At 61.4% G+C, this 13,549-nt stretch carries 11 protein-coding genes and 1 pseudogene; 5 read left to right on the top strand and 7 right to left on the bottom strand.

Translation table 11 applies throughout. The features are described from left to right. The first annotated feature begins 248 nt into the window (after window positions 1–248). Both C1M53_RS30115 and C1M53_RS30110 read left to right on the top strand, forming a co-directional pair. Entirely contained in the window at window positions 249–647 is a 399-nt protein-coding gene (locus C1M53_RS30115) for an NADH:ubiquinone oxidoreductase subunit NDUFA12 (protein WP_129415701.1), read from the top strand. Window positions 648–840: 193 nt separating this feature from the next. Continuing rightward, complete coding sequence (locus tag C1M53_RS30110) at window positions 841–1,419, top strand: DUF2155 domain-containing protein (protein WP_245488355.1); 579 nt, start codon at window positions 841–843, stop codon at window positions 1,417–1,419. 13 nt (window positions 1,420–1,432) lie between these two features. On the opposite strand, the gene aat is transcribed toward C1M53_RS30110, so the two are convergent. The 6 genes and pseudogenes from aat to C1M53_RS30080 form a co-directional block, all read right to left on the bottom strand. Beyond that, window positions 1,433–2,059, bottom strand: coding sequence for a leucyl/phenylalanyl-tRNA--protein transferase (aat, locus tag C1M53_RS30105; RefSeq protein WP_129416423.1), 627 nt, complete (start codon window positions 2,057–2,059; stop codon window positions 1,433–1,435). A gap of 148 nt (window positions 2,060–2,207) precedes the next feature. Next, window positions 2,208–3,551 carry an acetyl-CoA carboxylase biotin carboxylase subunit gene (gene accC, locus C1M53_RS30100; protein WP_129415700.1) on the bottom strand — a complete coding sequence of 448 codons (1,344 nt, stop codon included), beginning with the start codon at window positions 3,549–3,551 and terminating at the stop codon, window positions 2,208–2,210. An 18-nt stretch (window positions 3,552–3,569) separates the two neighbouring features. Next, on the bottom strand, window positions 3,570–4,031 hold the full coding sequence (gene accB, locus C1M53_RS30095) for an acetyl-CoA carboxylase biotin carboxyl carrier protein (RefSeq protein ID WP_129415699.1): 462 nt from the start codon (window positions 4,029–4,031) through the stop codon (window positions 3,570–3,572). 28 nt (window positions 4,032–4,059) lie between these two features. Continuing rightward, the gene (gene aroQ / locus C1M53_RS30090) at window positions 4,060–4,494 is read right to left on the bottom strand and encodes a type II 3-dehydroquinate dehydratase (RefSeq protein WP_129415698.1); all 435 of its coding nucleotides are present in this window, start codon (window positions 4,492–4,494) and stop codon (window positions 4,060–4,062) included. Window positions 4,495–4,657: 163 nt separating this feature from the next. Further along, a complete protein-coding gene (locus tag C1M53_RS30085; RefSeq protein ID WP_129415697.1) occupies window positions 4,658–5,428 on the bottom strand; it encodes a DsbA family protein in 771 nt (256 codons plus the stop codon). Between the two features lie 62 nt (window positions 5,429–5,490). Next, window positions 5,491–6,893, bottom strand: a pseudogene (locus C1M53_RS30080) (M48 family metalloprotease). A gap of 155 nt (window positions 6,894–7,048) precedes the next feature. Here C1M53_RS30080 and C1M53_RS30075 point away from each other — a divergent pair. Both C1M53_RS30075 and C1M53_RS30070 read left to right on the top strand, forming a co-directional pair. Next, complete coding sequence (locus C1M53_RS30075; RefSeq protein ID WP_129415696.1) at window positions 7,049–8,197, top strand: aminotransferase class I/II-fold pyridoxal phosphate-dependent enzyme; 1,149 nt, start codon at window positions 7,049–7,051, stop codon at window positions 8,195–8,197. A gap of 103 nt (window positions 8,198–8,300) precedes the next feature. Continuing rightward, window positions 8,301–8,537 (top strand): DUF378 domain-containing protein, encoded by a 237-nt coding sequence (locus C1M53_RS30070; RefSeq protein WP_129415695.1) that lies wholly within the window; start codon window positions 8,301–8,303, stop codon window positions 8,535–8,537. A gap of 98 nt (window positions 8,538–8,635) precedes the next feature. Here C1M53_RS30070 and C1M53_RS30065 read toward each other — a convergent pair whose 3' ends face one another. Further along, window positions 8,636–11,455, bottom strand: a complete 2,820-nt coding sequence (locus C1M53_RS30065; protein ID WP_129415694.1) for a ribonuclease E/G — start codon at window positions 11,453–11,455, stop codon at window positions 8,636–8,638. A gap of 636 nt (window positions 11,456–12,091) precedes the next feature. Between C1M53_RS30065 and C1M53_RS30060 the strand changes: the two genes are divergently transcribed. Next, window positions 12,092–13,336 (top strand): N-acetylmuramoyl-L-alanine amidase, encoded by a 1,245-nt coding sequence (locus C1M53_RS30060; RefSeq protein ID WP_129415693.1) that lies wholly within the window; start codon window positions 12,092–12,094, stop codon window positions 13,334–13,336. Window positions 13,337–13,549 lie beyond the last annotated feature (213 nt).

Below are 13,549 nucleotides of genomic sequence, written 5' to 3'. Positions count from 1 at the left end.
TTTCCTCCCTCGACGGACAGGCCGGACCTGTCCGAGAGCCCGCTTGTCCGAGCGTCATTAGGGATACGGAGCGGCTAATTATTTTGCAAGTGCGAGATGAATTTGAGCAATTGCGAAATGAAGCGGCGCTTTTCCCGTCTCCAGATGAGGAGTGCAGGAACTCCACCTTGTCGCGACGATCTAAACCCTTGCCTTCCGCCCGACAGGGCGCCATAAGCAGGCAACGGCAAACGCCCGCGAGGACCAGCATGGCAGGCTTTCTGACGCAGTTTTTCACCTGGTGGAACGGCCAGACGCTGGGAACGCGTTTCCACACCTGGCGTCATGGCAAGAAGGTCGGTCAGGACGAATTCGGCAATATCTATTACGAGGGCGGCATCAACTCCGATGGACAGACCCGCCGTTGGGTAATCTATGCCGACAAGTCGGAAGCCTCGGCCATTCCTCCCGGCTGGCACGGCTGGATTCACCACCGCGTCGATGTTGCTCCGGTCAACGAGACATACAAGCCGCGGGAATGGCAGAAGCCGCACGAGCCCAACCTGACCGGTACTGCCGCGGCGTACCGCCCGAAGGGCTCGATCCTGGGCAGCCAGCACCGTCCGCAGGTGACCGGCGATTATGATGCCTGGACGCCGGGCTCCTGAAACGACACGGTTCGGGTTCTCGCCACATTTGCCGTTTAGCTGGTTCGCTTCGCCGGAACGCTCTACCTTTGGGCGTTGAGAATCACCTGCCCAAAGACGGGTCGTCCGTATGATATCTTTCAGCCGCCTTTCGACCGGCGCCTTGGCAACAATGCTGGCGGTTGCTTGCCCACTTCATGCGAATGCACAGCAGATGCCGTGGGATCCGCCCGCCGGCGAAACGCCTGCCCAGATACCATTCGAGATCCAGCCGGACGCCAACCAGGGACAGCCTGTCCAGGAGCAACCGGCTCAGGAACCAGTTCCTCAGCAACCGGCTCAGAGCGAGCAGCCTGGCCAGAAACAGCCTGCCCAGAACAAGCCGGCTCCTGAGGTGAAGGTTGAACGCGTTGCCAATCCGGTCGCCGAGTTTTCCGGCATCGACAAGATCACCGGCCGCATCATCAATTTCGACGTCTATATCGACGAGACGGTGCAGTTCGGTGCACTGCAGGTGACACCGCGCGTGTGTTATTCGCGTCCCGGTGCCGAGGCGCCGAAGACGGATTCCTTCGTCGAGGTCGACGAGATCACGCTCGACCGCAAGATACGTCGTATCTTCACCGGCTGGATGTTCGCCGAAAGCCCCGGTATCAACGCAGTCGAACACGCGGTCTATGATGTGTGGCTGAAGGGCTGCAAACAGAAGTCCGACGTGCCTGCGCCTGTTGCAGCCAAGCCTTCGTCCAGCGGCGCGCCCGCCAAGGTCAACAGCAAGCAGCCCACCAACTGACCGGCCGGCAATCTCAATCTGCCTGCGGGCTGAACTCGGCTTCGCCTTTCAGGGCCGCTGCCAGCATCTTTTCATAACGCCCGCGCGGTACGTCCACGGCTCCGAAGCGTTTCAGATGTTCGGTGGTGAACTGGGTGTCGAGCAGGGCAAAGCCACGCTCCCTGAGCCGCTCGACCAGATGGACGAGGCAGATCTTGGAGGCGTCGGTCTCCCGCGAAAACATGCTTTCACCGAAGAAGACGCGGCCGAGCGACACGCCATAGAGCCCGCCGACGAGGTGATCGTCGCGCCAGGCTTCGACCGAGTGGCAATGGCTCATGCGGGCCAGTTGCAGATAGGCTTCGCGTATCGGTGCGTTGATCCAGGTTGACTGGCGCTCTTCCCGCTGTTCGGCGCAGCCGTCGATGGTCGCTGCGATGTCATGGTCGAACCGGATGTCGAAGGGGGCTTTGCGGATCGTCTTGGCAAGGCTCTTCGGAACATGGAAGCCATCCAATGGGATGATGCCGCGCTTTTCCGGTCGTACCCAGAAAACTTCGGGATCATCGGCACTTTCTGCCATCGGGAAGACACCCGAGGCATAGGCCTTGAGCAGAAGGTCGGTCGGGATGCGATAGCCGGGCGCGAAAGGGCGGGTCATTTCAGCGTTGTGCTCGAGCATGATCTCGAAAAGTTGCAGGCTTTCCGAATACAGATCATGCGCCAAAACAAAGAGATAGAGCGGGATTCATCTGGCCGCATCCATCGATGCGTCCCTCGGGGGCAAGCCTCGAAGGACGCATTGCCTGTCACTCCGGCTTGGCCAGATATTTTTCCAGCCAGTGGATGTCATAGTCGCCATTGGCGATGTCGGAGTTGCCGACGAGGTCGCGGAACAATGGCAGAGTGGTCTTGATGCCGTCGACAACGAATTCATCAAGCGCACGGCGCAGTCGCATCATGCACTCGACGCGGTTGCGGCCATGCACGATCAGCTTGCCGATCAAGCTGTCGTAGTAGGGCGGGATGCGATAGCCGGAATAGACGCCGGAATCGACGCGGATGCCAAGACCACCGGGCGTGTGGAAATGCGTGATGGTGCCCGGCGAAGGCGTAAACGTGCGCGGATCCTCGGCATTGATACGGCATTCAATGGCATGGCCGTTGAACTTGATATCTTCCTGGCGCACCGAAAGCCCGCCGCCCGAAGCAACCCTTATCTGCTCATGCACCAGATCGATGCCAGTGATTGCCTCCGTCACCGGATGCTCCACCTGCAGGCGGGTGTTCATCTCGATGAAGTAGAATTCGCCGTTCTCGTAAAGAAACTCGATGGTGCCGGCACCCGAATAGCCAAGATCGGCCACAGCGTTGGCGCAGATGCCACCGATGCGGGCTCGTTCTTCCTCGTTCAGGGCAGGAGAGTTCGCTTCTTCCCACACCTTCTGGTGGCGACGTTGCAGCGAACAGTCACGCTCGCCAAAATGCACGCCCCGGCCTGCGCCGTCGCCGAACACCTGCAATTCAATGTGGCGCGGCTTTTCCAGATACTTCTCGATGTAGACGGCATCATCGCCGAAGGCTGCGCCGGCTTCCGAACGGGCGGTGGCGAGCGCGACCTCCAGGTCTGCCTCGGTGCGCGCCACCTTCATGCCGCGACCGCCGCCGCCGGCTGAGGCCTTGATGATCACCGGATAGCCGATCTCTGCGGCGACGCGTTTGGCTTCCTTCTCCTCGGAGACTGCGCCATCCGAGCCGGGAACGACCGGAATGCCCAGGCGCTTGGCGGTACGCTTGGCTTCGATCTTGTCGCCCATGATGCGGATATGGTCGCCCGAGGGACCAATGAAGGTGATGTTGTGGGCAGCAAGGATGTCGGCGAACTTTGCGTTCTCCGACAGGAAGCCGTAGCCCGGGTGCACGGCATCGGCGCCCGTGATCTCGCAGGCGGCAACGATCTGGTGGATGTTGAGGTAGCTGTCGCGCGAGGGCGGCGGGCCGATGCAAACGCTTTCGTCCGCAAGGCGAACATGCATTGCATCCGCGTCGGCGGTGGAGTGCACCACGACAGTCTTGATGCCGAGTTCCTTGCAGGCGCGCAGCACCCGGAGCGCGATTTCGCCGCGATTGGCGATGAGGATCTTCTGGAACATTCCGTCCGTCCTCGTGCCTTATTCGATCACGACGAGCGGCATTCCGTATTCGACCGGCTGCGCGTCTTCGACCAGGATCGCCGTCACCGTGCCGGCGCGCGGCGAGGGGATCTGGTTCATCGTCTTCATGGCTTCGATGATCAGCAGCGTCTGGCCTTCCTTCACCTTCTGGCCGATTTCGACGAACTGCTTGGCATCGGGCGAGGGCGCAAGGTAGGCGGTGCCAACCATCGGCGACGGCACGGCATTCTTGGCTGCTTCCGCGGCGCTTGGTGCAGCCGGGGCTGCCGCAGCGGCGACAGGGGCGGCTGCGATGACCGGAGCTGGTGCTGCGACTGCGTGCACGGTCGGCGCATGACGCGACACGCGCAGCTTAAGATCGCCGAGCTCGACTTCGATTTCAGTGAGGTTGGTGTCGTTCAGAATGCCCGCGAGATCGCGGATCAGCTGCTGATCAACACCGGTTTTTTTCGTCGTCATGTCCGACCCTTCTTGTTGTCCGCCCATTTCAGATGCGGGCGGCGAGCGCTTGCAGCGCCAGCGTATAGCCAAGCGGCCCGAAGCCGCAGATCATTCCCACGGCGTGCGGTGCTATCCGGGATACATGCCGGAACGGCTCGCGCGCGTGGATGTTGGAAAGATGCACTTCCACCACCGGCAGCGGGGCAACACCCCGGATGGCGTCGTGGATGGCGATCGAGGTATGGGTGTAGGCGCCGGCATTGATGACGACCCCTGCGGCAGCTTCGCCTGCTTCCTGGATCCAATCGACCAGATGGCCCTCATGGTTCGACTGGCGGAAATCGATGGTCAGGCCCAGGTCCTTGCCTGCTTTCACGCAATCAGCAGCGATGTCGTCCAGCGTCTGGTCGCCATAGATCGACGGCTCGCGCTTGCCGAGCATGTTGAGGTTGGGACCGTTGAGGACGAAAACCGTTTTCAAAAATGGCTACCTTTACCCTCGCGCCGAATATCGCCGGCGCGCCGGACCTCTATAATGGGCATAACCGGCCGCGAAAAGAGCGCAAGTGTGATCTTGGCCTGTCCACAACGCCGGTTTGACCGGACTGGGGCTGGCCAAGTCCGGGTTTTCAGTCCCGCGCAGCTCAGAGTGTGGGCTTCGCAGCCTTGATCTTCTCGGTCAGAACATCTGCGCCAAGGGCGCCAAACACCACCTCGTTGCCGATGACGTAGGAGGGAGTACCCGTGATGGCGAGCTTGTTGGCGAGGTCGTAGGTCTTGGCGAAACGCTCCATGATCGCCGGATCCTTCATCGCCTCGCGCAGCTTTGCCTCGTCTGCGCCGAGTTCCAGCGCGATCTTGATGGCGGTCTCTTCGGTCGCTCGGGTCTGGCCGCCGAGGAGTTCGAGATGGAATTCTCCCGCCTTCTCCGGCATCAGCTTCTGGAAGGCCTGCGAGACGACATGGGCCTTCTGGGAATCCGGCCCGAGGATCGGGAACTCCTTAAGCACGAAGCGCAGATCGGGATTGGCTTTGGTGAGATTCTCCATATCGCCCATGGCGCGTTTGCAGAAGCCGCAATTGTAGTCGTAGAACTCGACGATCGTGATCTTGCCCTTGGGATTGCCGACGACGGTGTCGTAGGAGGCGTTGAAGATCTCGTCCTTGTTTTCCTTGATGACGCCCGAAGCAGCGAGCTTCTGCTCCTCCTTCTGCTTGGTCTCCAGCGCATCCTGCACTTCGAGCAGGATTTCGGGATTCTTCAGGAGATAGTTGCGGACGATCTCCTCGACCTGGGCGCGATCGAGCTTGGTGTCGGCAGATGCCGGACGGATGTCGCCAGCAGTGAAGCCGAAGGTAAAGGCGGCGAGGGCAATGGCCGCTCCGGCGGTGCTGAGCAGATAGGCCTTGTTCATGGTCGTCTTCCTTTGCCTTTCAGACGCTGCGGCGGGATCCCGTCCTGCCGCCCGTGCCGTCTTCAGTTCGATTTCTTGGTTGGCGCTTTGGCACCGATGATGTCCTGCGCACGCACCCAGGCCGGTTCGCCCGGCTTCAACAGCTTCTGCGCGCGCATGGCGAAGATCTTGGCGTCCTTGGTAGCGCCCTGGTAATAGTAACCTTCGGCCGTCGCCAACTCGGCCTTGCCGACATCGCCGAGTTCGCCATAGGCCTGCGCCAGGAAACGGTAGCCGCCAGCATTCTCGCGGTCGCGCTCAGGCCGTTGGAGAGCTGGGTGACGGCCTGTTTCAATGAGTCCGGTGTGCCCTGTGCAAGCAACGCCTGCCCATAGGACACGGAAAGAAGTCCCGATTTCGCCGGATCGAGGCTGACAGCCTTGGCGTAGGCAGAAGCCGCTTCCTTGGGCTTGTTGGCTTTCATCAGGATGTCGCCACGCAACTCCTGAAGGTAAGCATTCCTGGGCTGAGACTTGATCATCGCGTCAGTCTTGGCCAGCGCGGAACTCGGATTGCCGTTCAGGTAGTTCGAAATCGCTTCGCCATACTGCACGGCAACCGGATCAGGATTCTTGCGCAGCAATCGCGATGTGGCCGCCTGACCTTGCGTGAAGGCGGCGATCTTGACCCGCATCATGTTGTGGCGCTGCTGCAGGGCGGGCGGATCCTTGGCATCAAGGTAAGGGCTCCTGCTCACCAGTTCCTGCAGGTTCGAGATACGCTCCTGCGGCATCGGGTGGCTGACGCGGTAGGGATCGACGCGTGCGCCCGAGAGTGACAGTGCGCTCTGGAAACGCTGGAAGGTTTTCAGCATGCCGGCACCGGATTGTCCGGTGGCGTTGAGGTAGGTGATGGCTGAGCGGTCGGCCGTCATTTCCTCACCGCGCTGATAAGCAAGCAGCGAACGTTGCGCCAACTCGGTGCCGCCGGTGGCGAGCCCCATGCCGGCACCTGCAAGGCCCTTGCTGTTGCTGGCCGCGCCTGCCACCAGCGCACCGGCACCGAGCAGGCCGGCGACGATTGCCATCGTCTTTGCACGCTCAAGCTGTTCGCGCAGCCGTTGCTGGTGGCCACCGGCAATGTGCCCGGTTTCGTGTGCCAGAACCCCGATCACCTCGTTTGGCGTTTCGGCCTGCATCAACGTGCCGGTGTTGATGAAGACGCGGCGACCGGCGACAAAGGCGTTGAAGGAGGGATCGTTGACCAGCACGATCTGGATGCCGGCGTTGGAAAGGCCCGCTGCCTTGAAGATCGGCCTGGCATAGTCGCGCACCAGCGCCTCGATCTCGGCATCCCGCACGACCGGCACGTTCTGCGCGAAAGCATTCATGGTACCGGAGACGGCGACGGCCGCGCCAAGCGCCAATGTCGCCAGGGTGCGCACGGTCCTTGTGATCGTCTGTCCGGGACGTGAGAGGCTCAACATGATGCGTACACTGGTAGACGAGGCGGTTGACGATGAAAAGCCGGCGCGCGAAAACTTGCTGAACTTGTGATCCCCATCAATCGGGCATTTGTGCGGCACCGTCCGGCAGCCGGACGCGGATGGCGGGGCCTCGTTAACAGGAGTTTTGCCCAAAAATGGTTGTTTCGTTGTCACGGCGCGGAGACGTCGAGCCGTTCCACGCCATGGATGTCCTGGCTGGCGCCAATAAACTGAAGGCCGAAGGCGTACCGGTGATTTCCATGGCCGTCGGCCAACCATCCGATCCGGCGCCCGCCGTTGTGCGCGAGGCAGCTGCCGCTGCCTTGAAGAGCGGCCGTATCGGCTACACTGACGCGCTTGGCCTGGCCGGCTTGCGTCGTGCCATCGCCGGCCACTACCGCGAACATTATCAGATCGACGTCGCGCCGGAACGCGTCGCTGTCACCACGGGCTCTTCCGCCGCCTTCAATCTGGCGTTTCTCGCCATGTTCGACGGTGGCGATCGTGTTGCCATCGCTGCACCAGGCTACCCTGCCTATCGCAACATCATGGCGGCGCTCGGCATCGAGGTGGTCGAGATCGAACTGGAAGGCGCCGCGTATCTCCACGCCGAACATCTCGCCAGTGCGCACGCCAAAAAAACGTTGAAGGGCGTGCTGTTTGCCAGTCCGGCCAATCCTACCGGTGCGGTCATCCCTGTCGAGGCGTTGAAGGCGTTGGTCGAAACGGCGGACCAGCTCGGAATCGCGGTGATCTCCGATGAAATCTACCATCGGCTGGCCTATGCTGCACCCGATACCACCGCGCTGGCCTTCGGTCCGGACGTCGCGGTGATCAACTCCTTCTCCAAATATTACTGCATGACCGGCTGGCGTATCGGCTGGATGGTGTTGCCGGAAAAACTGGTGAGACCTGTCGAGCGCATCGCGCAGAGTCTCTACATTTCTGCGCCGGAGCTTTCGCAGGTGGCGGCCATGGAGGCCTTCAAGGCGACCGAGGAACTCGAAGCTGTGAAGGCGCGTTACGCCTGGAACCGCGAATTGCTGATGAAACGCCTGCCGGAATTGGGCTTTGCACTTGCCGCTCCCATGGATGGCGCGTTCTATGCCTTCTGCGATGTCTCGCGTCTGACCAATGACAGCATGGCATTCGCAGGCAAGATGTTGGTCGAAGCGCATGTCGCTGCCACGCCCGGTCGCGACTTCGATCCGCTGCAGGGGCATCGCTATATGCGCTTCTCCTACGCAGGCAGCCATGACGAGATGGTGGAAGCCGTTGCCCGGATAGAGCGCTGGCTAAAATAGGCAAGGGCAATGACTGGCTGACGTCCATCACGATTTCGCGACTGTCGGAACCAGCAGCGACCGAGCGCGTTTTAGCGTCAGGCAACAACTCATGGAGGCACCGATGCGCGCCATGAACCTTGTAACCCTCGTCCTGATCATCATTGGCGGCCTGAACTGGCTGGTCATGGGCGTTGCGGGTTACGATGTCCTCGGAATGCTGTCCGGAGGCACCGGCACCCCGCTCGCCCGGCTGGTTTCTGTCATCATCGGCCTTTCGGCCGTGTGGCAGCTCATGCCGTTCGTACAGGCGTTCAGCGAAGGTGAGGTTTCGGCGGAACGGCATATCCGCCACCACTAAACGCGTCCAAGTTGAAGAAAGCGGCGGCACCTGGTGCCGCCGCTTTTCTTGTTCGAGCTACGCTCTGGCGGTTTCTCCGCCGAGGCCGGGCAGTCGGCTCAGAAGAAACCCTTGCGCTGCCACCAGCCGCCACGCTTCGGCTTTTCTTCAACTGCTTCTTCAGCTTCTGCTGCGGTGGTGGAAGAAACGACAGGTGCGGCCGGCGTCTCCGCGCTTGCGACCTTGCGACGCGACGCGCGTGGTTTCTTGCCGGCGGGAGCATCCTTGGCTTCGGACGGAGCCGGCTCGACGACGATGTCTGCGGCCGTCTCGGTCGTGACCTCCACGACTGCTGCCTCGGCTGCGGCAGCTTCGGCCTTCTTCGACTTTGCCGTACGGCGCGGCTTTTTCGGCTTTTCGGCCGGAGCTTCTTCCACGGCAGGCGCGGGTTCCGGCTCGACCACCGCAGCTTCGGCGACGACCTCTGCGGTCACGGTTTCGCTGTCGGCCGTGGCAGCCTCTGCCGCATCGTCGGCAGTCTCGCCGTCTTCCTTGCGGCTGCGCTTGCCGCCACGCTTGCCGCGTCGCCGCTTCTTGGCCGGTTCGTCGTCGTTCTCTTCCGCGACAACGATCGTCTCGACCTCTGCGGCGGCTTCAACGACAGCGGCATCACTCTCTTCGCTGGCGTCCTCGTCGTCTGCGGCAGTATCTTCATCGTTGCCTGCTTCCGTGGCCGCCTGATCGCGATCGCGGCCGCCGCGACGGCGCCTGCGCCGACGACGCTTGCGGTCGCGCTGGCTGTCGCCCTCGCGTGCCTGCTGCTGTTCCTGGCGAGGCTGATCTTCTCCGGCCTCTTCCTCGTCCTCGACGATGATCTCGTCTTCCGGCTCTTCGGGTTCGACCGGGATCGGCTGCGGCTTCATCTCGACGAAGCCTTCCGGCTTCTCTGCGATCGCACCACGCGCGATCGTGTAGTGCTGCGAACCGACAGTCTCATCTGCCTCGACGGTAATCGTCAGGCCGAAGCGTGTTTCCAGCTCGACCAGTGTGGAGCGCTTGTGGTTGAGCACGTAAAGCGCGGTCGCTGCCGGGGTGCGCACGGTGATGTGGCTGCGCGAATCCTTGAGCAGGAACTCCTCGATGGCACGCACGACAAGCAGCGCGACGGAGGAATCGGAGCGAACATGGCCGGTGCCGCCACAATGCGGGCAAGGCTTCATGGTCGATTCCAGCACGCTGGCGCGAATACGCTGGCGGCTCATCTCCATCAGGCCGAAATGCGAAATGCGGCCGACCTGGATGCGCGCACGATCGTTCTTCAGGCAATCCTTGAGCTTCTTCTCGACAGCCCGGTTGTTCCGGTTCTCCTCCATGTCGATGAAGTCGATGACGATCAGGCCGGCAAGGTCACGCAGTCGCAACTGTCGGGCCACTTCTTCAGCGGCTTCGAGATTGGTCTGCAGTGCGGTGTCTTCGATCGAGTGCTCACGCGTCGAGCGGCCCGAGTTGACGTCGATCGAAACCAAGGCCTCTGTCTGGTTGATGATCAGGTAGCCGCCGCTCTTCAGCGTCACCTGCGGCTGCAGCATCTTGTCGAGCTGCGCCTCGATGCCGTTGCGCGCGAAGATCGGCGAGGTGTCGCGGTAGGGCTGGACCATCTTGGCATGGCTGGGCATCAGCATGCGCATGAAGTCCTTCGCCTCGCGATACCCGTCTTCGCCTGCAACAAGGATCTCGTCGATCTCCTTGTTGTAGAGATCGCGCACCGAGCGCTTGATCAGCGATCCTTCCTCATAGACCAGCGCGGGCGCGGTGGACTTGAGCGTCAAATTGCGGACGTTCTCCCACAACCGCATGAGGTATTCGTAGTCACGCTTGATTTCGGCCTTGGTTCGGCTTTCGCCGGCGGTGCGCAGGATCACACCCATGCCCTGCGGCACTTCGAGGTCGGCGACCACTTCCTTGAGACGCTTGCGGTCCTGGGCGTTGGTGATCTTGCGCGAGATGCCGCCACCGCGGGCGGTGTTCGGCATCAGGACGGAATAACGTCCGGCCAGCGACAGGTAGGTGGTCAGAGCGGCGCCCTTGTTGCCGCGTTCTTCCTTGACGACCTGAACCAGCAGGATCTGGCGACGCTTGATGACTTCCTGGATCTTGTACTGCTTGCGTACCGGCCTGCGACGATCGCGGATCTCCTCAAGCGCGTCCTCGGCGCCGACTGACTCGATCTCGTGGTCGTCGGAATGGGAGGAGGGGACTTCTTCCAGCGTGCCACGGTCGGCGTCCGCGGCAGGCGCGACTTCGTCGCCATGATTGTCCTCGGGGGCGTGCGGCTGTTCTTCACGGCTTTCCTGCGCAACGTCCACTTCTTCCGAAATCACATCGACTTCGACGCTGGCAGCAATCGAACCGCCTTTGGCGCCTTCGTCGGCATCGCCGCTGTCGTTCGGCTCGACGGTTTCGACATCATCGGCATTTTCGTCGGCCGCTACGGCCTCATCGCTCGTTTCATCGTTTTCGCTGGCCGCAGCATCACGCTTGCGCTCGCCACGGTCGCGATTGCGTCCGCGACGACGGCCACGCCGTCCGCGATTGCGCTCCTGGCGATCATCGCCATTCTCGCCGTTTTCCTCGTCTTCCTCGTCCTCATGTTCCTGAGCCTCGGCGCGCAACAGCGCCTGACGATCAGCAACAGGTATCTGGTAGTAATCGGGATGAATTTCGCTGAAAGCCAGGAAACCATGGCGGTTGCCGCCATATTCCACGAACGCTGCCTGCAGCGACGGCTCAACCCGCGTGACGCGGGCAAGGTAGATGTTTCCTTTGAGCTGCTTCTTGTCTTGCGATTCGAAGTCGAATTCTTCGATGCGGTTACCGCGAACGACGACTACGCGTGTTTCCTCCGGGTGGGAGGCGTCGATTAGCATCTTGTTGGGCATTATTATGTTTCCTCCCGGCAGCCGCCAGCCGCGACCGACGGGACAATGCCCGCTGCCGTGATGCTGTTTGTGCGTGAGTGCCGGATATTTGTGCGTCCGCAGTGGGCCGCTTCAGGGGCATGGCGGTGCCGCCCGCAGCCATGTTGGCGCGGTTGAATGCGGACCTTTCCAATGCAGTACCTGAAACCGTCAAAACCGAACGGACCTTTTTGAACCTAAGCCCGGAAACCCGGACCAGCTTGTTTTGCTCCTGTCGAGCCGGCGCGGTGCAACCCTTGCCGTTTTCCTGCCGCAGGCACTTCCCCCGCCTCGGGCGAGCACCTGCGAAAATCGTCGCGATCACCTGCATTCCCGCCGCTTTGGCGATGACCTGCCTCTCACCTTGACCCAGCAGAAAGCTGAGGGGAAAGGTTGTCCCTGGATTGCAGTGACCCACCATCGCTTTTATGATTTGACGCGTAGGAAGGCAACCCCGATTTCCATGCCGGCAAAGGGCCGTTCCCTCAACGAAATCGCTCTTGAAAAGGCTTGGTTAACCTTCTCTGGATACCAATCGTTAATCGAGTTTACCGCTTAAGCGCGTCTTCGATCGAACAACCGGGCTGGTTCGATGAATCGGCAGCGACTGGAACTGAGATGGGGCTGAAAGCAATCACGAACAAGAGGCTCGGCGGTTGGGTCGGCGTATTGTGCTGCGCCCTGTTCGTCGTGTTTGCCAGCATGATCCTTCCGGCGATCGCGCGCGCAGCCGAGGTTCCTCTCGCGGCGACCGGCTACAAGATGGCCGGCGACGCCACCAAGATGCGTATCGTCGTCGATTTCGATCGTGAGCCAAATCCGCGCTGGTTCCTGCTGCGCGGTCCGCACCGGCTGGTCATCGATGTGCCCAACTCCAAGCTGGCCTTCAGCGCCAAGGATCTCAAGGCCCGTGGGCTGATCAAGAGCGTGCGTTATGGCCAGATCGAGGCGGGGGCTTCGCGGCTGATCCTGATCAGCAAAGGGCCTTTCCGCGTCGACAAGCTGGATGTGCTCAAGAACGAAGATGGTTCCGGTTACCGTATGGCAGTCGATATTTCGGCCGTTTCGGATCGCGAGTTCGATGCGGCACTTGCCGACCAGGCGGTGACCACAGCTTCGACCGTTTCTCCCGACAAACGTGAGCGTTTGGCCAAGCCGGCTCCAGCCTCCCATAAATTCACCATCGTCATCGATCCCGGCCATGGCGGCGTCGATGGTGGCGCCGAGGGGCTGAACGGCACGGTCGAAAAAAATGTCACGCTGGCCTTTGCCAAGGAGCTGCGAGACAAGCTTTCCGCAGAAGGGAAGTATGACATCTCGCTCACCCGCGACGACGACACCTTCCTGCGGCTGGACGACCGGGTGCGTATCGCGCGGCAGCGTGGCGCCAATCTGTTTATCTCAATCCATGCCGACACCATTCGTCTGAAGGGCATCCGTGGCGCCACGGTCTACACCGTCTCCGACAAGGCCTCCGATCCGGAAGCACAGGCCCTGGCGGATCGGGAAAATCTGTCCGACCAGTTCGCCGGCATGGAGATCAAGGAGGACAGCCAGGAAGTTACCGATATCCTGATCGATCTGATCCGCCGCGAGACCCATTCCTTCTCGATGAGCTTTGCCCAGACACTGGTCGGCGAGCTCGGCAACAGTGTCGGGCTGATCAACAATCCGCATCGCTTCGCCGGCTTCCGCGTGCTTAAGGCGCCGGACGTGCCGTCGGTTCTGGTCGAATTGGGCTATCTGTCCAATGCCAAGGACGAGGCGCAGCTCACCAATCCGGAATGGCGGGGCAAGGCGGCTGACAGCATCAGCAAGGCGGTGTCGGCGTTTGCTGCGTCGCGGGTGAATGCAGGCGGATAAGCCTGCCAGCATTGGAGCAGGGTGCTGTTGGCCTTTGGCAGCGTTGCGCCCGGACAACACCGGGTGTTAATATTCCGGCCGATTGGCCAGGAAATTTGCGATTGCCGCAATTTACCCACATCGCCGCGACAATGGGTGGCGAACGGCCGGGTGGTTCCCGAGCCTTGCGTGGCAGGCAGTATCGTTTATGGCGTCTCATGCAAGGGCAGGACG

The organism is Mesorhizobium sp. Pch-S (genome assembly GCF_004136315.1).
GTDB lineage: Bacteria > Pseudomonadota > Alphaproteobacteria > Rhizobiales > Rhizobiaceae > Mesorhizobium.
This window is presented reverse-complemented; position numbering and strand designations above follow the sequence as displayed.